The following is a 20,659-nucleotide window of genomic DNA, read 5'->3' as shown; positions in this document are numbered from 1 at the left end:
CACTTTCAAAATAGTCTTTATTCGTTTGAGAAATGATACTTGATACGACTTGTTTTCTTATACTATCGTCTACACTATAAATCATTAAGTGCTCATTTACCGCACTATCATGGGAACAACTTCCACTTCTTTAAAATCAAGACCCATTGGAATTTGTCCTAATTGTAATGCTTGTTTCACTTGTTTATGGTTACGATATGTGGTTCTGTTGCAAAGTTTTTCTAAGGGAAGTTAAAATGTAAGAAACATGAGGCGAGGAGAATACTATATGGGATATTTTATAGGAAAACAATTTAAGAAGGATATTATTTTAGTAGCCGTTGGCTACTATTGTCGTTTTTCTTTAAGCTATCGCGATATCTCTGAACTTTTGAGAGAGCGTGACATATCGGTTCATCCAACAACTATTATGCGTTGGGTCCATGAATATAGAAATTTGATCTATCAAATCTGGAAGAAGAAAAACAAAAAGGTACAATCATCGTGGAAATTAGATGAAACTTATATAAAAGTGAAAGGAAAATGGCGTTATTTATATCGTGCGATTGATAAGGGTGGATATACATTGGATATTCAACTTCGAAAAACAAGAGATCATTAGGCGGCATATGCTTTTATGAAAAGATTGATGAAGGCTTTTGGGGAACCAACAGTTCTCACAACAGACAAAGCCCCAGCGCTACTTTGCGCGTTTAACAAATTAAAAGAACAAGGTTTTTATAGACGTACAACTCATTGTATAGTCAAACATTTGAACAATCTCATTGAACAAGACCATAGACATGTAAAAAGGTGTTTTGCCAAATCCGCAGGATTTCAAAGCCTTCGTCATGCTTCACGTACCTTGAAAGGTATTGAAACCGTTCATGCTCTATATAAACGAAAACGAAGTTTGCAACAACCAAATTTCGTTTTTTCGACGTATAATGAATTACAACAATTACTAACGATTGCATAAAATCCATCTGCAATCATACCAACTTTTTCTCTGTTAAAAAACTTTGCAACAGAACCAATTATTTTCTATTCCTTTACAATTAATTACTTTAACATTTCCCCCAATTCATCCCCAATTCTCCCTAAAGGCTCATTAGCTTTAACACGTTCATTAAAATCTGCCTTCCATATAAAGAAATCAGATAATCCTCCTCTTGGTGGATATAGATTACTATAAATTAATTTTATTTCATTTATAACATCATCAAAGTCTATATAATTATTATTTTGGCATTCATTTAAAATATTAATTACATATCTAACTTCAGATATCTGATAATCTATATCACCTTTCTTATTTCCCTCTAATATTACACTCAATTCACTAAAAAGTTTTTCTAATTTATCTATTACTAACTTACTTGAACTCACTATCATACCTCCTATTTTATTGGTGTTTCACTTAAAGGCTCTACCCCATTAATCTTCCATGGTTCCGAAATAAAAATTTGATTACAATTTTCTCCACCAAGGTAATGACCTCCTTGATATCCAACCGGCCCTTCATATATTGTAGTTCCTTTAGGAATTTTTATTGCTTATGTGGATTCTATTGGCGAAGTACCTGTCAGTACACCTGTTTTAGGATCTATCCATTGAGCTTTAACCGCAGAATCTATCCGTATAATTAAATATAATCTATTCTAAAAGGTTCTTTAAATAACTTCTTATATCCTTTTGTTCGATTCTAGTGACCTTTTCATTCATATTTCGAAATTTCAAAATATACTCCTTAATTTCTATTAAAGCATCTACTTCCTCTATTGGAACCTCTTTTTTAAAAACAAATTGTTCCATCTTTTCAAATCCATAATTTCTAGCTTCTTTTTCATCACTTGTACCTAGTGGAATTTTATTTATTTCTAGTATAAACTTACCTATTGCCCATGGAACAAATTCTTTTTCTTTATATATTACCTTGTATTTCAATTTATAAGCCATCTCTACTTCATTAATATCAACCTCTTTTATATATATTACTTTCGAAACGAATCCTTGTTCAAACTTTAATTCTTTAAATCCATATTTTATAGATTCATTTGAATTACTTATAAGCTTCAGTTTATTAACCGATACATTTAATCTATACAAATTATTTTTATAAATAGCATAGTCCCTCATAATTTATTATACTTCCCTCCTAATCAACTATAATCCATCCCAATTCTTCATTAAATTCAAGTTTTGTTGCTACATTGCCAGTTTCTGAATCTATAATATTCAATATATCTCCATCTTGGAAAGCTCTTGCATAACCCCTCTCACATGAAAATTCTGGTAATGTAATATTCTTACTTCCTGTGAACCCTCTTGCAGTAAATGGATGATTGCCAGCATTAGCTTCCCACCTTGGAATCATCAACTTTGATGGATCATTTTCTATATATTCAATAGTCCCATAAAACTTATCTGGTGCACCAATTGGTGTTGATACACCATTTACTCCATGATCTACTTTCCTAATTATTTATTATTTTTGTACCGTGCTTTATAATCTACATATTCTTTTTTTGCATCTTGATTATTACCTTTTTGACTATTAAAGTATGTGTGTATCTGTAACATATATTCTACTACTTTTCCCTCTTCATTCTTTTTCTTGTAGTCTATATCAATACTGACTTGCAGTATCTGCATTGGCTCTTTTGCTGAGTCAAAATGAAGTACAATTGTCGCCCCATCATATTCATCATATTGTATTTTTAGCTTGTCATTAATAATACTCTGAAATTCTGATTCAGTTAAGCTATATCCAACTGTATTAGGCTGATCAAACTTTTTGATATCATCGCCTGGCTTCATCTTCAATTTCCCTATTCCTTTTAAACGCTCCACAATTAAGTTAACGTAAGAAACATCAACATTGGAATCGCTTTGTACCTGCCCATTTTTATACATAATATTTGTACTATAAATGGTTTCTTTTTTATAATTTTCGTTTGTCCCTTTTTCCTTTTTATTCTCTATATCAGTAGCAATTGTTTGTGTTGTTTCTCCATATAAACTTTTATCTTTTGTATTATATACACCTTCTGTAGTTTGACGAATTGTTTTACTGTGCTCCCCATCTTCTTTTTGCTCGTACATACTGTATATACCTCTTTGTGTCACGTGTGCATATCCATCATCACTCGCAGACATAACCTTCGTCATATCTCCTTCTTCCAAAGCCTTTACAAATGGTTCATAGTCAATCTTCGTTTCTCCTAAACTACACCCTCCCAATAAAGACGCGACTATCGTCATAATAATCATCCCCTTAACTTTCTTTTTCATACAGTCACCTCGTTCGTTACTCTTGGCATTTTCAGTTTGATTATGTTTCCTTTTACATAATAATATACTTCATCTTTTCCTAAAGCTGGTTCGTTACTTACATACTTAATGTTGAAAATGCTTTGGTCGTTTAGAGGCATCGCGATGATTGCTGTTGTTAGTTTACTTCGATTTTCATTGGCAATGCATCTCTGTTTCGGTCCATATAGTCATATATGATATTACAATTTCTCCTGTGGTCTTATCTTTAAAAGCATATGCTGCAAATCCTGTATTTTCATCTACTTCATGATATATAAGCTCTGCATTAAAATTCGCTTGTAATCTATCTGTATTATCTTGTTCGGTTGAATTATTATACGGATCTCTCCCAGCTTGATAATCATATATATCCTTACCAGCTAGCTCCAATTTTCCCCAATCAGTAGCTACCTTTAAATCTTTATCCTGGTCCTGTCCCGCATTATTCTCCATACTAGGTTATCTCCTTTCTTAATTATTTTTTATACTGTGCTTTATAATCTACATATTCTTTTTTAGCGTCTTTATTGTTACCTTCTTTTCTATTAAAATATGTTGATATCTGTAATGCATATTTTACTAAATTCCCCTCATCGTTCTTTTTCTTGTAGTCTACATAAATACTTAATTCCAGTATCTGCTTTGGATTTTTTGCGCCGTCAAGATGAAGCACAATTGTCGCCCCACTATATTCATCATATTGTATTTTTAATTTGTCATTAATAATACTTTGAAATTCTGATTCAGTTAAGCTATATCCAACTGTATTAGGCTGATCAAACTTTTTGATATCATTGCCTGGCTTCATCTTTAGTTTCCCTATTCCTTTTAAACGGTCCACAATTAAGTTAACGTAAGAAACATCAACATTAGAATCGCTTTGTACTTGCCCATTTTTATACATAATATTTGCACTATAAACGGTTTCTTCTTTATAATTTTCGTTTGTCCCTTTTTCCTTTTCATTCTCTATATCAGTAGTAATTTCTTGTGTTGTACCTCCATATAAACTTTTATCCTTCGTATTATATACACCTTCCGTATTTTGATAGATGCTTTTAACGTGTCTTCCATCTTCTTTTTCCTCATACGTACTATATATATCTCTTTGTGTCACATGTGCATATCCATCATCACTTGCAGACATAACCTTCGTCATATCTCTTTCTTCCAAAGCCTTTACAAATGGTTCATACTCAATTTTCGTTTCTCCAAAACTACATCCGCCTAATAAAGACGCAACTATCGTCATAATAATCATCCCCTTAACTTTCTTTTTCTTCTTCATACCATCACCTCATTCGTTACTCTTGGCATTTTAAGTTTAATTACGTTTCCTTTAACAGAATAGTATACTTCCTCTCCCATTAAAACCGTAAATATCCTTCCCTGCTAATTGTAATTTTCCTTCGTCGGAAGATAGATGAAAACGCCCCATAATTAACCTCAATCCCTTCCTAATTATTTATTACTATTGAATTGAGTTTTATATTCTAAATATTTCGTTTTTGCATTTCGAGTATTTTCTTCCTTACCATCAAACCCTACTAATATTTGTTGAATATGTGTTAATATCTTTCCTTGATCATTTTTTTTCTCATAATCCACGGATATCCTAAATTCATCTATTTCCATAGGCTTTTCTTTTAAATCTTTAGCCTGGTTAAAATAAATAACAATTGAAGCTGTACCAAATTTGTCATATTGCAAATGTAATTTATCATTAATAATTTGTTGAAATTGCGACTCTGTTAAATTATACGAAATTCTATTCGGTTCATCGAACCCTTGTCTATCATCTTTTGGCTTTAATTTTCCAATTCCTTGTAAACGATCTATAATTAATTTAACTGGTAAAACATCAACATTTGGAGTTGAGCTTTGTACTTGTCCATTTCTATACATGAAATTCGAACTATATATTTCATCCTTTTTATATTCATCATCTTTATGCGTTTGATTAGCATTATTTATTAAGTTTCTTGTAGTTTGCTTTGTAGTACCATATATATTTCTTTCTTTCAAAAAGTATATTCCATCTGTTGATTGATATAGTCTTTTAGTATAAGTACCATCCTCTTTTTCCTCCATAACAGATTGTATACTTTCTTCTTCTACATGCGCATACCCATCATCACTCGCAGACATTACCGTTTTCATATCTCCTTCATCTAACGCCTTTACCAATCTTTCATACTCAATTTTTGTTCCTGTTTGAAGCTTTGTTTTAGATGAACCACATCCGCCCAATAAAGACGCGACTATCGTCATAATAATTATCCCCTTAACTTTCTTTTTCTTCATACCGTCACCTCGTTCGTTACTCTTGGCATTTTTAGTTTGATTATGCTTCCTTTTACATAATAGTATACTTCATCTTTTCCTAAAGCTGGTTCGTTACATGGTCAAGCCTAGCTCCTTCATAATTTTCAAACAGTGTTTTTAAATTTGCACTATGCTCATTAACTGCAGTAAATCCTCTTACACCTGTATATTTTTCGTCATATAAATACTTATATATATCACTTTATGGAATTATTTTTCATCTTTGTACCAACATCAGGTACTCCAATTTCATTTCTTATATTATCAACTACTGTCTTTTCATTAGCATTTAACACCCTATCAGGATGTAACAACTCAACAAATTCATCTACTGAATACCCACTATTATTAATAATTTTTTTAATACTATCACTGGTATTTAGCTCTGCATTACTTAACCCCTCTGGGGGAACTTTCCGACCACTCTTCAAATTCAACCCATCAAAAACTGCGCTGGCTTTTTCTCAAACACAGGTTCATTCCCTACAGGTGTTTATCGCATTATGGTATACCGAGTACTCCTTAGGAGAAAAACATTATTTTCTTTTCTCTCTTCAATCTTTTCGCATTATCAAATATTTTAATATCAATTCACAAGCATCATTTTCATTTTCAAAAATGTCTATAATATTCATTCCACCTCTCTCTAACGATTGATATACTTTCCATGTTCCTTCTCCTTTTAATATACCTAATTCCAATTCACTAAGAGATTTATCACCTAAATTGTATTCATATTCTTCTATTCCTAATTCATTCAATCTAGTTTTCAGCTCACTAATATTCATTTTAAACCTCCTACCTATTTAATTTCTTTTATACATCCGAATTCTTCTAAATACTCTATTAACATTGGTAATTTCCATTGTATTTCCCCAGCTACTACATCAAAAACAGGCTCAATTACCAGTAACCTATGTCATAATCTTAAAATAAAAAGCACTTGTTGCCTACCGTAGACAATCAAGTGCTTTAAGTTCATATGTTTTTAAGTAGCATTAGTTTTGTAAGTTTTATAGTAACAGTATGACACCTTTTATATGTCATGACATGTAATACGCTAAAACTTAGGAGCTTGTACGAGTTCGTTAATTTAATATAACATTCCATGTGTTTATATTTATCGCCCGGTAAAGTGTCATCTCGCCTAAGCTCGTACTTTGTTTTCTATTCTATCATTGCACATTGTACTCCATGATGGTACTACCTTCATCGGCTCTGAATTTCAGCATATCATCATTCATGTTGTCCAAAGCATAAATATCTCATAAAAAGCACCTAATGCCCTAAAAGGAAATCAAGTGCTTTTTAGTTAATTACATCATCAATTCATAATTTAAAAATATTCTTGTTCAATTTCGCAAATAACTACTCGGAATAAGGGTTATAATCTATCTCAACCTTACTAAGACCATCTAATACTTTCTCTATCCTATTAGTCAAGTCTGCTATTTCTTTTTGTGTCAGTTCGTTTGTAACATCTAAATCTTTAAACATACTTAATCTCCTTGTTATCCCTTCAACATATCCAATAAAGACCTTATTTTTGGATAACAATATTTCACCTACAGCAGTATCAACAATAAAGTCTTCTACCTTTCCAAGATTTATATATTCATTAACAGTTCTTGCTATTGCATATTCATGTCCCCTATTTAATTTTAAATAATCATTATAGTCTTCGTTAATCGCCTCAAATATTTCATTATATTCCCAGTCTTCCATGATATCACTCCTCTTTTATGGTTTAAGTCTTTCACCGTTATTGTGAATAACTTCCAATTCAATATTCTTATATTTATTAGCAAATTCAGCTATTACTTTGCTACAACTATCACACGTATCTAGTTCTGTGAATAACTTAATTTTACCAGTAGCATTTACATCATCACCCAGTTTTAAAGCAATTTCATTCAAAATCTTATACTCAGCGTCAGAATCTCGCATATAAGGTTTTCCATCTTTACCAGGTGCTAGAGATGCCTCAAAAATTGGCTCATTTGGTTTTAATGAAATTTCAGGAACTTTTTCTTCTAAATTCCCTTTAAATTCATCTATTTTACTTGAAGCATAAAACTCCTTTTTGTTTAAACTATTAACATCCACTTCTGCAAGGGCAAAATTACCAGCTTTTTTATATTTACTTGATAAATTCCCTCTTAGCTCTTTCACTCTATCAATTATATGTGCTTCCGCTACTGAATCTATTTGTCTTGTTGGATACACTTTTCCCGTACCCTTAATTACATCTTCTACTGCCTGTTTTTGAGAATGAACCTCTATTTGTTTTGCAAATTCTTTACACACTGGATTTGTTTTTAATAAATTATCTTTTGCATCCTCCGCTACCTTCGAACCATTCTTCAAATTCAACTCATCAAAAAACGTCGCCGATTTCTCCCCAGATAACCGGTTCGCATTTTGCGCTTGCCCCTTAGTTTCACTCTTAGCAACAGAAAATAACTCTCCACCAAGTGTATTTCCTTCTCCTACATTCCCAACGCCAGCTACCGAAGGTTCAGGGAATACATTCGGGATCTCAATATTTTTAATCTTCTTCCCGACATTCTTCATACTTTTCGGCAACTTATTCATGAATGCCGCTGCTTCCCCCAACTTACCAACTATTTATGAAGTTAAAACATACCAATCAATTAAAAAAGCACTTGTTGCCTATCATAGACAATCAAGTGCTTTAAGTTTGCAAGTTTTATAGTGACACCCTTTACATGTTGTGTTCTTAGTGTACAGTTTAAAAAATGTTTTAGACTGTACATCCTTGGTCTAATGGGGTATTGCTATTCGTATTTGTCTAATTAACTAAAATAAAGATTTAGACTGACGAATCGTTTATATTTCATGATAAGAGTTTTATTAAAATAAAGTATTAGACTGGATAGTGAATATACATTTTATGTAATGGAAATAAGGAGAATTCTGAGAAATTGTATTTGATAAAACTACAGTTTAGGAATTTTTATATTTCACAACCGAAAATTGAGCCAATTGAAACGAGTGAAATTCACATACTTTGAGAACATATTTTCATATCGTATAGGCTTGAGATAGATCCCATATGGGCATGATTACTTTGCGAATGTTGCGGTGGACAGGAATTTCACACCCTCACAATGGTATCATGCCCGCCTTTCCATATAGAGATGGTGTGGTCGATCTCTGAATTAATCTAAATTTTCAATTAAGAGATCTCTGAATTTTTGATCATTCAAAGTTTTTAACACGAAATCATTGTAATGTTCACTCAAGTTCATATAATCAGTTTCATTTAAGTCATTAAACATGAACACTAGTTCCGTCATATTTCCCTCTTTATCCTTTGCATAAAGGGAGTTTGTTAATAGAAATGCTGTTGAACCACCTTTTTGCCCTACATGTATTAACCATTCCTTGTTATTTGGATTCTCCATAGGCCATTCGACAATCTTGTCTAACTCTTTCTGCACATCCTGTGGGAAATAGTCTTTACGATTCAGTCGTTCCATCAATAGAAGATAGTCTTTTGCTGATGCGGCTGGTAAATTATCTGACCATATTCTTTGAAATTCAATATCGCCTAGACATGGGATATTACGTTGTTTAAATTCAGTAGAATTTTTCATCCATTGATGAATCTTAATGGATTCCCTAGCAAATTCTTTTTGTGACATAGCTTTCATTTTTATTAAGGTTTCGTTTTTGGTTAAATTCTCTTCTTTTTTTAAATTGCCAGCAACATATAAACTAGATACCAGTGGATATAATTCTTGATGATGAGGTAATTGTAAATTTTTCAACGTTTGATTAATATTTTCCAAACCTAATTTGTCTATTAAATAATCAGCATTTGCATTAGAACTAAACTGCAACATTCCTTTTGCAATTTGTTCTAATGTTACTTGATTATTTCGAATAATGTTTTTTTCATTTAAATAACGAATCCAATTAGGGTGGTTAGAGGCATCTGTATCTTTTATATAATATGCTTCTAAATCGCTTAAGGGAATTTGTTGATCAACTTTAATCGTTCCTTCAGCAGATTGTTTAGCAAATTCTACAGCAATAATGAGCTTCATCATGCTTGCTAAAGGAATTACCTCATCAGAATTTATACTTACTAGATTTTTTCCATTTCTTTGTAGAATAAAAGATACATTTTTATCTGTCTTATGTGTCTTTAAATATTCCATAACAAATTCATAACCTTCTTTTTGTTTTGAAATATTTTTATATACGATAAAGAAAATTGAAACAATTAGTAATATGATGGCTAGTTTTTTAATAGATTTCAACACAATTTCTCCCTCTGTATGTCTAATTATTTTGTAAACTTTCCTAATATAACTTTAACATAAATTCCCATTATGTTACACGCTTTACCAAGTGACATTCTCTAAAATAAAATTCACAAAGTTAAGGTGGCTCAATACAGAACTAGGAGGTGTTGCTTTTATTGATTACAGTCTATTTGGGTATGGGAGCAGTTAAACTAACTAGAAGTTACTGTTAACTAAGTAAAAATCATTTATTAACTTTAACAGAATTCATGTTAAAAAGGTGTTTTCAAATATGGAAAGCACCTTTTCAGTCTACAACTATTTTTTAATAGTCTAATACTTTTTTCTATAGTCTAAAACATTTTTTTAATTAAACACTTAGCCCCGCGATTTATAATGTCCAGGTCATGAATCTTTTCTACACCGTACATTTCAAGAGATGTGACGCTTCTGGAATACTATCCCTTAAGTTTTACAAGCAATTTAGTGCGCTAATACACCAGAAATAATTTCTTTGTTGAAGTCTTCTGGGAATTGATTTAGCGCTCACCTTTTCCTAATAGCTTCAAAGTGGTCGTTCTTCAATTGCATAGTTGCTAAAGAAAGTGCCCTCGGTTCAATACCGAGGGCACCTTTTTTGTCTATATTCCTAAAGTTTTTTATTAAACAGTTCATTTCATAGTCAACAGTTCACTATGTCACTGTGGACTTCTTTTATTAGTTAAGTTCTCTAAAAGATTTATAAAATAAACATATTAAAACTATACTTACTTCTTCAATCTTTTTCTCGCCATATGTGTTGCCAAATCTGCATATCTAGTGGTAATCGGTAAGCGACTATTTTTTTCTACAAAATACATGGTTATTTCAGTAGCAGTATCTAAATCAATCCAATTTCCACACGAAATAAAAACAGGTTTAACATCAGCTCTTGTTCTCAATGCACGACCATAGACCTCACCATCTATAACAATATCAGTAAACGCACCTACTTTATTTTTTGGTACAACAAAATCTTTATTTTTAATTTTCAAATAAGTTTTCGCTACTCCTATTGTTGGCTTTGCTAAATCAAATGATGCTTGTGTTGCAATTCCCATATGACGACTATGCAAATAACCATTTCCATCAAACATATATAAATCAGGAATGTTTTTTAATTTATTAACTGTTTCTAAAATCAATGGCAATTCTCTAAAAGCCAAATATCCTGAAATATATGGAAATTCTATCTCTCCCATATATTCAACTTGTTCAATGATTTCCTTCGTTCGATAATCTAATACCACAATACAGCATACACCATAATCAATATTACTTTCAGACCAATAGGCAATGTCTACCCCTGCAACTAGTTGAATTTCATCTAATCGAAAACTATTTTGTAAAGAAATTTTAGATGCTAATTGATTCTGCATTATATTTAATTCATTTTCAAATGCATTATTCATTTTTACTTCCTATTCAAACCTTTTAGCATATTTTAAATCTGATTCGCTTGGTTCTTTTTTTTGCTCTATTATATTCTCTTTTTCATCATACTTTATAAAAGTCATTTCACATCCAGTGATACATTCAGATTCATATTTTTTTACTCCGTTATCGTAAAATTCAACTTGATATCCTTCTGCTGCACTTTTATCCATATTCCCTATTCTTTTTATATTGCCATTTGGGTAAAATGAAACACTAACCCCTTGTCTTACTCCATTATCAACAAAAAAATAACTTTCTAAATTTCCATTTTCATATAAGTCATAGGCTAATCCTGTAAATAACTTTTCTTCATCATTTTCATCATACGCTACTATTCCTAAATCGTATGGTCCTCCAAATCCTAAATATTTTTCAAACTCCACACCATTTTTTATTACATATTCTTTCGTTAAAATATCATTCAACATTTTTTGGAACCTCCGAAATAAATTCAAATCCATCTGTAAGATAGGCACAATGGGGACATCTTATAAACATCATACCAGCTGGTTTTGTTTTATTTTGACCAGTACGAATTACATGGACAACAAAATTATCTAAACTAGCATTAGGATTAGCTTTTAAAGCTTCATTCAACGCTATTACTTCTGCATGTGAGCCAGCGCCCTTCGTAAACTGATAAGAATCATAATCCTCCAGCTTCTTTACATAAAAATAGAACCAACGCTTCTCCCATTAGAAACATTTGTTCTATTCTTAGTTATAATATATCTCTATTTATTCTTTTCATTACATCTTTCATTTAGAGCAAAAGATGATTAAGTGGCAAGATATTTTAAAACTAGTCTTTAGTTTCATTAACTTAAAATTACCTTTAATTTTATCTACCACTCTGGCCCCTCCTCACTACTTACTGCTTAATTACAGTTATGCAGTAGGTTAGAGCATAATTTTTCATTAGAAAATTATTATTATCCTTCAAATTTATCCCAAATCAATGTTCCTTTTTCACGAAAAATATTATCCAATGCTTCTAAAGCGTTCTCTCCTGCCCAACCTGTTGATTCAAATATTCTTACTGATTCTGATATGTATAGATCTATTTCAAAATTATAGAGTGAACCTACAGGAATAACTTTATCATCAATAAAATCATCTAAGCCAAAGCATAAACTATCTAACACCCCTATCACTTCCTTAATACAAGTGGTATGTTTAGATATTTTCTTAGATCCATCTGACCAAATCTTTTCAACATTGATTCGTAATTCTCCAAACTCCTCCATAAATTTTTTTGCACTTTCAAAAATCTCAAATCCTCTTTCTTCAAGGAACTTTACATTTTCTGATATATCTATTTTTCTCCCCTCGTACCATCCCGCTTTTTTTAATTCTTCTATTGTCTTATTTGATATTTCCATTTTCATTCCTCCTAGTAATCAATATTATAGAAATCCAAAAACGTTCTACTACAATTAGCACAAGGTTCAGCAAATCCGCCTGCTAAGTTTTCTGTTCTAATCATAAAATTATCATATCTTGCGCCTTTTAATATTGCATCTCTTGCGCTCCAAACCTCTGCACAATTATCAATATTCCATTTTTTAAAGTTACCTTTCCGATTCATTTTCTATATGTTTAACTAGATTTTTTTAATCATTTAGATTAAAAACGAAAAGAGAAGGGTTTATTAATGACATATATCCTTATAATATTCAAAACTATCTCTTTTGAGATAATTCATTATTAAAATTAATATAATTATTACTTTAGTATTTCCTTAATACTCCATATATCTACTGTGAAATTTTCAAATTCATATATTAAACAATAATGTTTATGTATATTCCTACATTCTTACTTTCCCAAATAACAATGTTTTAGCTTTTCTTTTATCCCCTCAGATGGTTGAATTATTGATGCTATATCCTTTATTAAATTTTCAAATTCAAACAATAGTCGAATATAATTATAGAAGACTATTACCGCCTTAGAGAATGTACGTCCACTCACAATGTTAATTTTTTCATTATTTAATCCACAATAATTAATATCATAAAAACCATTAACACTTTCAAGAAGAATAGCTCCTCTTTTTGAATTATTTAAACTGAAAAGATCTTCATTAAATTCTTTTGCTAAAATTCTTATAATCATATCGGAATCATCTTCCATACATTTACTAAGTTCATTCCTAATTAGTGTGTTTCTTTTAGGATGTTCAAATATTTTTTTACTTAAAATATACACCCCTAAAATCGCTGTATTGTAATCTTCAAATTCACAAATACCAAAACTTTCTCCTCTTTGCACCTCATACAAAGTCCAAGTATTAACATATTTTTTTATTTTTATATAAGTTTCTTGGTTTACCCCATAATTAGTTAAACGGTAAACCTCTATTCCTAGTTGTTCCTCTTTTACCACATACTCTTTCCCTAATATACTCTTTAATTTCTCTATCATTTTATCAAACCTTCCTTAACTAAATCAGTTACACCTTCAATTAAACCTTCATCTATTAATTCTTCTATTGATATCTCCCCGCTTGATAATCATATATATCCTGACCAGCTAGCTCCAATTTTCCCCAATCAGTAGCTACCTTTAAATCTTTATCCTGGTCCTGTCCCGCATTATTCTTCATACTAGGTTATCTCCTTTCTTAATTATTTATAATTTTTTGTACTGTGTTTTATAATCTACATATTCTTTTTTGGCGTCTTGATTGTTATCTTGTTTTCTATTAAAGTATGTGTGTATCTGTAACCCATATTTTAATAAATTCCCCTCATCGTTCTTTTTCTTGTAGTCTACATAAATACTTAATTCCAGTATCTGCTTTGGATTTTTTGCGCCGTCAAGATGAAGCACAATTGTCGCCCCACTATATTCATCATATTGTATTTTTAATTTGTCATTAATAATACTTTGAAATTCTGATTCAGTTAAGCTATATCCAACTGTATTAGGCTGATCAAACTTTTTGATATCATCGCCTGGCTTCATCTTTAGTTTCCCTATTCCTTTTAAACGGTCCACAATTAAGTTAACGTAAGAAACATCAACATTGGAATCGCTTTGTACCTGCCCATTTTTATACATAATATTTGTACTATAAACGGTTTCTTTTTTATAATTTTCGTTTGTCCCTTTTTCCTTTTTATTCTCTATATCAGTAGCAATTGTTTGTGTTGTGTCTCCATATAAACTTTTATCTTTCGTATTATATACACCTTCCGTAGTCTGACGGATTGTTTTAACGTGTCTTCCATCTTCTTTTTCCTCATACGTACTATATATACCTCTTTGTGTCACACTCGCATACCCATCATCACTCGCAGACATAACCTTCGTCATATCTCCTTCATCCAAAGCCTTTACAAATGGTTCATACTCAATTTTCGTTTCTCCAAAACTACATCCGCCTAATAAAGACGCAACTATCGTCATAATAATCATTCTCTTAACTTTCTTTTTCTTCTTCATACCATCACCTCATTCGTTACTCTTGGCATTTTCAGTTTAGTAATATTTCCCTTTACATAATAGTATACTTCATCTTTTCCTAAAGCTGGTTCGTTACTTTAAACATCGTTCCATCATGGTCATGCCTAGCTCCTTCATAATTTTCAAACAATGTTTTTAAATTTGCACTATGCTCATTAACTGTAGTAAATCCTCTTACACCTGTATATTTTTCGTAATACAAATACTCATATATACATATATCACTTTACGGGATTATCTTTGCCATCTTTGTACCAACATCAGGTACTCCAATTTCATTTCTTATCTTATCAACTACTGTCTTTTCATTATCATTTAACACCCTATCAGGATGTAATGACTCAACAAATTCATCTACTGAATACCCACTATCATTAATAATTTTTTTAATACTATCACTGGTATTTAGCTCAGCATTACTTACCCCCTCTGTAGGAAGCTTCTACCCCATCCGCCTTCTTCTAATCCTACTTTGGAAGCACCTTTAATCGTCGTCGTACTAACACCTGATTTTAAGCCGGTTGTTAGATTTCCAAAGGCATGCAATCATAATAATCACCGATTTTTACCTCTTTATTTAAAATACATTCATACTCACTTACAACTTATGTTACCTTTCCATCCTTACAACACTTAAGTCGTCAGATATTATGACTGTACGTTTGAGCAACATCACAGAAATAAAAAGAGACACATTCCCCCTCCTCTGGTATAGATAAGCTATCATACAAATCTAACCACAGTAGGAAGAATACGTCTCATATACCTATCACCTGTATATCCATATAAATCCTGTTTAAAACCATTTATACAAGAATCTTTAAACTTCTGTAATTAATATTTAAAATTTCATTTGTAGGTTTGAAGTAAAGTTCGATTAAAAATACTTCGCAAACTTATGCTTTACGATAAATAAAAAGAAACCATTTTGAAAAAAGATTGATTAAAATGGTTTCTTCTATAGCAGATTTAAGTTTGATTTTTATAAAAAAGTTTAATCATTTCCTATCTGTTTTGTTCAATAATCGTGCCCGATTGCGGAATAACGCTTTAAATTAGTTGCCTCAATATTAACTCCTGTAACTCTACTGTTTATTGAATGATCAAAATCTCTTATTTTGATATTAGGTATTTTTCTTTAAATATAGGACTTAATTCACTCCAAACATCAAATTTATTACCATCTAAATCATAAAAAATAAAGTTCTTCCCAGTGTGTCCTCTGTTTTCAATCTCTCCAACTACAATTTCTTTTTTAATAAAATCACTATGGATCGATTCTAGTGCACATAAACCATTAACTTCAAAGGTTAAAAAAAAGCGCTCTTTACCGTGAAAATCGTAAAAATTTAGGCTTTGATTATCTTGGGATTTAACAAGAAAAAAACTTTGGTTTGCAAAGTTAATAATAGCCTTGTCTTCATCTTTATAACTCAACTCTGCACCTAATTTATTTACATACCATTTTGAAGAAAGTTCTACATTGATAACTGGAATATAAGTAGTTCCAACTCTTAATAATTTTTCTTTCACTCTATTTTCTCCCTTCGATACCTTAAATAATACTAAATAAATATGTTCTCTATTTATGTACCTATTGCCTTTGTGAATTCCATAATTTTCTTTCTGACGTTTTGTTAAATAGTTTGATAAAAACTCACTTTTTTAGAAATGTCGTGACTTTATTCAAAACATCGCGTCTTTTTTAGAAACGTCGCAACTTTATTTCAAACTAACACCATTACTTTTACTTTTGAAAATATACTATACTTATACCTGCAGTACATGATCTAAAGTCATCCCACTGTGTTATTTTCCCCCACTCATATATATTTTCGGATAATATTCCTGCTGAATGCCCTATTTGTTCTACAAGCCACTCTCCATGCTGCGCAAGCATTTCTTTATAATCCCACTCATTTATACTTGGATCAGCTACTTTAAGATCAATAGACCAAATCACTCCATTTTCAAAGAAAAGACCTACGCCAAAGCTCTTAGTTCCTATTTTTACGGGCGCTAAAAATCTCACCACAGTAGTTTCATCATCTACTTTTACTATTTTAATATCATCTTTATTAAATCCCAAAATAACTTCTCTTAGTGTGCAATTAGGAGTTATGACAACTTTATTAATCTCTAAAACCCCTTGCTTCAAATTATTCATTATCTTATTCCTTCGCCGTTATTTTCTATGTTTTTGACCGCCTTTTGAATCTTCATTACTGCCGCTTCATCTAATTTATAATTATTGAGTTTAATTATGTTAGAATCATCTGTTAATACCTCTAAAGTATCACAAATACTCTTGCAAACATATTTTTCGTCTTTATCAACTTGTTGCAGTAATATAGGATTAAATTCTACGCCACTTTCTCTTAATCTATTCATCATTTGTTCATCCAATATCGGCTTTGCTTTTCCTTCTTTTACAAGGTTCAGCAAAACCACCTCGTAAGTTTTCCGTTCTAGCGATAAAATTATCATATCTTGCGCCTTTTAATCTAGCTAGTTATTTTTCGATAGCATAAATACAAAAAAATGACCTCGGATTAATATCCGAAGCCATTTTTAACCTTATATTCTCAAGAACCTTTTTGTAAAACCCCTCATTTTATATGGGTACAGTTCAAATATAGAAAGGGAAAGGCTTATAATTTTTATTCCTCCGTTTCAACTACCTGATCTGTCTGCTCTTTTTTCTTTGTTTCAATTACCTTTTCTACAAACTCATTACGCCACATTTTAAATTTAGAGGCAAATTGGCCTTCAATTTTGTTTCGGTATCCCTCAAATTGGACTTGTACAATATCTGAATGATTAAAGAGTTTATATGTTTCTTCTGTCAAGCCTAATGGATATAATACTCCTCCATAATCATAGAATGTTGTATCATCCAATAATATCCCTCTTGTTGTAATAACATAATCTGCATCTTCATCAGAACTTAATCTTACTACACTTCCTAATGGTAATACCTTCTCCATATAATCTTTCATATTAATTAACCGTCCCTTTTAATGCATTAATTTTCTCTTCTATTTTTTGCCGTTTTCTTTCTAACTGACGAATTCGATCCATGAATGCATCTCGTGTTTTCCCATTCATATGTGTATCAATACTGCTCTCTAAATTTCTAATATCTGTTGTTAAAGAAGCTGCAGTATTTTCAAGTTGTTTCACTACACTCAATATCTGATCTCGCCCGCCGTTATCCGAAAATGTACTATGAACTTTACTCATAATCAAATGCAAATCCATAACATTTCTCCTTACTTATATATTCTATAAATATCCGAAACTTCCAGACTACTTTTAGAACCCTTTAATAATATGCTACCGCCCCTAACTCTTCGTCTTTTGCCATCATGGAAGTAACTGCAGAGGAAACATCCTCATTTAATTGCCTTAAATCTTTTGCTAGCTCCTTCACATCTTTAGAAATTTCACCAAGCAATGAACGATCTATGCCTTTTCTGCTATCGTTCATAAAGAGATTAAGAAGTGATTGACGATGGCTTCTAATATGACTTTCTACAACTGCAGTAATATTTGTATCCATGACAAAATCACCTTTAAACACATCCACAATATCTTTCAAAAGAGATGGTGCTACTTCTCTTGCGATTGCCATAATTTCACCTGGGTTCAAATACACCATAAGAGCTCCCACAAAAACATCTATCGCTGCATTAAAGACTGATTTTAATACTTCTAACACTTTCTCTTTACATGTAGCTAATTTTGTTTCAATAAAGTCAATTGCTGCATCTACTTTACTTTTAATTTCTATGCTAGCTGCCATACTAAACTTAATGGCTTCTATTGTAACTTGAGACTTTAGCCCTTCATACTTTTTATTTAATCTAGAAATACTTTCTTCCACTTGACCCTTTATTTTTCTAATTTCTCCTGCAGCTTGTACACCGTCTGAATATACAAACAAGGTCGCTATTAAAGGTGCAAGTGGTGTCCCTGTTAGTATAAACTTTACTGCTGAACCTCCTGCCGCTTCCTCTACTGGAGAAACCTTTCTGTCAAATACTTTATATATAGTTCCTGTATACAAACCTCCTGACGATTGGGCCAGCTCGAAAGATCCAGGAATCCAATCAATTCCTGTGTCGTTAGAACTTGGTAATTTATCACACCATATTAGCTTATCATTTTTACCATAATCTTTTTCTGTAAAAGCGTAAGAATGCCATGCTTGGTTTGGAACTATATACATTCTTCCAGGAACGGTAAAATCAGCTGCCTTTATCCCAATGTGTAGTGGATCATTTTCATTAATAATGTTCCGAATGTTCTTCATATCAAATCCGTCACCGAATTTTTCAACATCTCGCTTTAGAACAGGAGCTGGATTTAATGTTAACGCTTCAATATTATCTTCTCGGTGTCTTAACGCTACCGTGTCAGCTATACCACCACCTAATGAATGTCCTGTTACACTAATTTCCGCATCAGGGTTATTATGTTTAATCTTCATATAAAACAAATCACCTTGATCGTACTGCTTTACCGCAAGATCCTCGTTCCAATCTCCCAATGCTATTTTATTTGCACCCGTTATATTGTGAATACCAATTTCACCGTCTGTTTTTGCATCCGTTCCATCTTCTGTTCCTACATATGATATTACAATTTCTCCTGTGGTCTTATCTTTAAAAGCATATGCTGCAAATCCTGTATTTTCATCTACTTTATGATCTATAAGCTCTGCATTAAAATTCCCTTGTAATCTATCTGTATTATCTTGTTCGGTTGATTTATTATACGGATATTTCCTCGCTCGATAATCATATATATCCTTACCAGCTAGCTCCAATTTTCCCCAATCAGTAGCTACTTTTAACCTTTTATCTGGTTCCTGTTTCTCATTATTCTCCATACTAGGTTATCTCCTTTCTTAATTATTTATTATTTTTTATACTGTGCTTTATAATCTACATATTCTTTTTTAGCGTCTTTATTGTTATCTTGTTTTCTATTAAAATATGTTGTTATCTGTAATGCATATTTTACTAAATTTCCCTCATCGTTCTTTTTCTTGTAGTCTACATCAATACTTAATTCCAGTATCTGCTTTGGACTTTTTGCGGCGTCAAGATGAAGCACAATTGTCGCCCCACTATATTCATCATATTGTATTTTCAGCTTGTCATTAATAATACTCTGAAATTCTGATTCAGTTAAGCTGTATCCAACTGTATTAGGCTGATCAAACTTTTTGATATCATCGCCTGGCTTCATCTTCAATTTCCCTATTCCTTTTAAACGCTCCACAATTAAGTTAACGTAAGAAACATCAACATTAGAATCACTTTGTACCTGCCCATTTTTATACATAATACTTGTACTATAAACGGTTTCTTCTTTATAATTTTCGTTGGTCCCTTTTTCCTTTTCATTCTCTATATCAGTAGTAATTTCTTGTGTTGTACCTCCATATAAACTTTTATCCTTCGTATTATATACACCTTTCGTATTTTGATAGATTCTTTTAACGTGTCTTCCATCTTCTTTTTCCTCATACGTACTATATATACCTCTTTGTCTCACACTCGCATACCCATCATCACTTGCAGACATAACCTTCGTCATATCTCCTTCTTCCAAAGCCTTTACAAATGGTTCATACTCAATTTTCGTTTCTCCAAAACTACATCCGCCTAATAAAGACGCAACTATCGTCATCATAATCATCCCCTTAACTTTCTTTTTCTTCATACCATCACCTCATTCGTTACTCTTGGCATTTTCAGTTTGATTATGCTTCCTTTTACATAATAGTATACTTCATCTTTTCCTAAAGC

The 20,659-nt window shown here is 31.6% G+C and carries 25 protein-coding genes and 5 pseudogenes; 1 reads left to right on the top strand and 29 read right to left on the bottom strand.

What is annotated here, in order from left to right; all coding sequences use genetic code 11:
• Nucleotides 1–201 (bottom strand): annotated as a pseudogene (locus MR109_RS30490) (hypothetical protein); the annotation flags it as partial.
• A 67-nt stretch (nucleotides 202–268) separates the two neighbouring features.
• Between MR109_RS30490 and MR109_RS27890 the strand changes: the two are divergent.
• Nucleotides 269–958: pseudogene (locus MR109_RS27890) on the top strand (IS6 family transposase).
• An 83-nt stretch (nucleotides 959–1,041) separates the two neighbouring features.
• On the opposite strand, the gene MR109_RS27885 reads toward MR109_RS27890, so the two are convergent.
• From MR109_RS27885 to MR109_RS27760, 28 genes and pseudogenes are all read right to left on the bottom strand, one after another.
• Nucleotides 1,042–1,368: a hypothetical protein gene (locus MR109_RS27885; protein ID WP_242274654.1), complete on the bottom strand. Its 327-nt coding sequence runs from the start codon at nucleotides 1,366–1,368 to the stop codon at nucleotides 1,042–1,044.
• Nucleotides 1,369–1,635: 267 nt separating this feature from the next.
• Nucleotides 1,636–2,118 carry a hypothetical protein gene (locus MR109_RS27880; protein ID WP_016127923.1) on the bottom strand — a complete coding sequence of 161 codons (483 nt, stop codon included), beginning with the start codon at nucleotides 2,116–2,118 and terminating at the stop codon, nucleotides 1,636–1,638.
• Nucleotides 2,119–2,137: 19 nt separating this feature from the next.
• Nucleotides 2,138–2,356, bottom strand: coding sequence for a hypothetical protein (locus tag MR109_RS27875; protein WP_242274655.1), 219 nt, complete (start codon nucleotides 2,354–2,356; stop codon nucleotides 2,138–2,140).
• A gap of 104 nt (nucleotides 2,357–2,460) precedes the next feature.
• The gene (locus MR109_RS27870; protein WP_242274653.1) at nucleotides 2,461–3,273 is read right to left on the bottom strand and encodes a DUF3952 domain-containing protein; all 813 of its coding nucleotides are present in this window, start codon (nucleotides 3,271–3,273) and stop codon (nucleotides 2,461–2,463) included.
• A pseudogene (locus tag MR109_RS30485) lies at nucleotides 3,270–3,487 on the bottom strand (hypothetical protein); the annotation flags it as partial. The gene MR109_RS27870 and the pseudogene MR109_RS30485, both read right to left, overlap by 4 nt.
• Nucleotides 3,484–3,747 (bottom strand): annotated as a pseudogene (locus MR109_RS27865) (lipase); the annotation flags it as partial. The pseudogenes MR109_RS30485 and MR109_RS27865, both read right to left, overlap by 4 nt.
• Nucleotides 3,748–3,769: 22 nt before the next feature.
• Nucleotides 3,770–4,582, bottom strand: coding sequence for a DUF3952 domain-containing protein (locus tag MR109_RS27860; RefSeq protein WP_242274651.1), 813 nt, complete (start codon nucleotides 4,580–4,582; stop codon nucleotides 3,770–3,772).
• A 173-nt stretch (nucleotides 4,583–4,755) separates the two neighbouring features.
• On the bottom strand, nucleotides 4,756–5,598 hold the full coding sequence (locus MR109_RS27855; RefSeq protein WP_242274650.1) for a DUF3952 domain-containing protein: 843 nt from the start codon (nucleotides 5,596–5,598) through the stop codon (nucleotides 4,756–4,758).
• Between the two features lie 218 nt (nucleotides 5,599–5,816).
• Nucleotides 5,817–6,050 carry a hypothetical protein gene (locus MR109_RS27850; protein ID WP_242274649.1) on the bottom strand — a complete coding sequence of 78 codons (234 nt, stop codon included), beginning with the start codon at nucleotides 6,048–6,050 and terminating at the stop codon, nucleotides 5,817–5,819.
• Between the two features lie 123 nt (nucleotides 6,051–6,173).
• Complete coding sequence (locus MR109_RS27845; protein WP_048517061.1) at nucleotides 6,174–6,407, bottom strand: hypothetical protein; 234 nt, start codon at nucleotides 6,405–6,407, stop codon at nucleotides 6,174–6,176.
• A gap of 580 nt (nucleotides 6,408–6,987) precedes the next feature.
• The gene (locus MR109_RS27840; RefSeq protein WP_242274648.1) at nucleotides 6,988–7,344 is read right to left on the bottom strand and encodes an Imm3 family immunity protein; all 357 of its coding nucleotides are present in this window, start codon (nucleotides 7,342–7,344) and stop codon (nucleotides 6,988–6,990) included.
• Nucleotides 7,345–7,359: 15 nt separating this feature from the next.
• Entirely contained in the window at nucleotides 7,360–8,214 is an 855-nt protein-coding gene (locus MR109_RS27835; protein WP_242274647.1) for a deaminase domain-containing protein, read from the bottom strand.
• A gap of 587 nt (nucleotides 8,215–8,801) precedes the next feature.
• A complete protein-coding gene (locus MR109_RS27830) occupies nucleotides 8,802–9,911 on the bottom strand; it encodes a serine hydrolase (RefSeq protein WP_242274646.1) in 1,110 nt (369 codons plus the stop codon).
• A 749-nt stretch (nucleotides 9,912–10,660) separates the two neighbouring features.
• Nucleotides 10,661–11,344: an endonuclease V gene (locus tag MR109_RS27825; RefSeq protein ID WP_242274645.1), complete on the bottom strand. Its 684-nt coding sequence runs from the start codon at nucleotides 11,342–11,344 to the stop codon at nucleotides 10,661–10,663.
• A gap of 9 nt (nucleotides 11,345–11,353) precedes the next feature.
• Nucleotides 11,354–11,797, bottom strand: a complete 444-nt coding sequence (locus MR109_RS27820) for a toxin-antitoxin system YwqK family antitoxin (RefSeq protein WP_242274644.1) — start codon at nucleotides 11,795–11,797, stop codon at nucleotides 11,354–11,356.
• Entirely contained in the window at nucleotides 11,787–11,966 is a 180-nt protein-coding gene (locus tag MR109_RS27815; RefSeq protein ID WP_242274643.1) for a YwqJ-related putative deaminase, read from the bottom strand. The genes MR109_RS27820 and MR109_RS27815 overlap by 11 nt, the downstream gene beginning before the upstream one ends.
• Nucleotides 11,967–12,301: 335 nt before the next feature.
• Nucleotides 12,302–12,751 (bottom strand): SUKH-3 domain-containing protein, encoded by a 450-nt coding sequence (locus MR109_RS27810; RefSeq protein ID WP_242274642.1) that lies wholly within the window; start codon nucleotides 12,749–12,751, stop codon nucleotides 12,302–12,304.
• Nucleotides 12,752–13,187: 436 nt separating this feature from the next.
• A complete protein-coding gene (locus MR109_RS27805; RefSeq protein ID WP_242274641.1) occupies nucleotides 13,188–13,796 on the bottom strand; it encodes a hypothetical protein in 609 nt (202 codons plus the stop codon).
• Nucleotides 13,797–13,866: 70 nt separating this feature from the next.
• Nucleotides 13,867–13,977, bottom strand: a pseudogene (locus tag MR109_RS30480) (lipase); the annotation flags it as partial.
• Nucleotides 13,978–14,003: 26 nt separating this feature from the next.
• Nucleotides 14,004–14,819 (bottom strand): DUF3952 domain-containing protein, encoded by an 816-nt coding sequence (locus MR109_RS27800; RefSeq protein ID WP_242274640.1) that lies wholly within the window; start codon nucleotides 14,817–14,819, stop codon nucleotides 14,004–14,006.
• Nucleotides 14,820–14,898: 79 nt separating this feature from the next.
• Nucleotides 14,899–15,042 (bottom strand): hypothetical protein, encoded by a 144-nt coding sequence (locus tag MR109_RS27795; RefSeq protein ID WP_242274639.1) that lies wholly within the window; start codon nucleotides 15,040–15,042, stop codon nucleotides 14,899–14,901.
• 911 nt (nucleotides 15,043–15,953) lie between these two features.
• Complete coding sequence (locus MR109_RS27790; protein WP_242274638.1) at nucleotides 15,954–16,373, bottom strand: VOC family protein; 420 nt, start codon at nucleotides 16,371–16,373, stop codon at nucleotides 15,954–15,956.
• A 214-nt stretch (nucleotides 16,374–16,587) separates the two neighbouring features.
• The gene (locus MR109_RS27785; protein WP_103458522.1) at nucleotides 16,588–17,007 is read right to left on the bottom strand and encodes a hypothetical protein; all 420 of its coding nucleotides are present in this window, start codon (nucleotides 17,005–17,007) and stop codon (nucleotides 16,588–16,590) included.
• Nucleotides 17,007–17,327 carry a hypothetical protein gene (locus MR109_RS27780; RefSeq protein ID WP_242274637.1) on the bottom strand — a complete coding sequence of 107 codons (321 nt, stop codon included), beginning with the start codon at nucleotides 17,325–17,327 and terminating at the stop codon, nucleotides 17,007–17,009. Before MR109_RS27780 ends, MR109_RS27785 begins: the two co-directional genes overlap by 1 nt.
• Before the next feature lie 173 nt (nucleotides 17,328–17,500).
• On the bottom strand, nucleotides 17,501–17,839 hold the full coding sequence (locus tag MR109_RS27775; protein WP_242274636.1) for a DUF4176 domain-containing protein: 339 nt from the start codon (nucleotides 17,837–17,839) through the stop codon (nucleotides 17,501–17,503).
• 1 nt (nucleotide 17,840) lies between these two features.
• On the bottom strand, nucleotides 17,841–18,101 hold the full coding sequence (locus tag MR109_RS27770) for a hypothetical protein (protein ID WP_000363076.1): 261 nt from the start codon (nucleotides 18,099–18,101) through the stop codon (nucleotides 17,841–17,843).
• A 64-nt stretch (nucleotides 18,102–18,165) separates the two neighbouring features.
• Nucleotides 18,166–19,734: a Tle-like phospholipase domain-containing protein gene (locus MR109_RS27765; RefSeq protein WP_242274635.1), complete on the bottom strand. Its 1,569-nt coding sequence runs from the start codon at nucleotides 19,732–19,734 to the stop codon at nucleotides 18,166–18,168.
• Nucleotides 19,735–19,763: 29 nt separating this feature from the next.
• A complete protein-coding gene (locus MR109_RS27760) occupies nucleotides 19,764–20,573 on the bottom strand; it encodes a DUF3952 domain-containing protein (RefSeq protein WP_242274634.1) in 810 nt (269 codons plus the stop codon).
• Between the last annotated feature and the right edge of the window lie 86 nt (nucleotides 20,574–20,659).

This window comes from Bacillus cereus group sp. BfR-BA-01310 (assembly GCF_022664325.1).
Lineage (GTDB): Bacteria > Bacillota > Bacilli > Bacillales > Bacillaceae_G > Bacillus_A > Bacillus_A paramycoides.
Note: the sequence above shows the minus strand (reverse complement) of the source record. Positions and strands in the feature narration are given on the sequence as shown.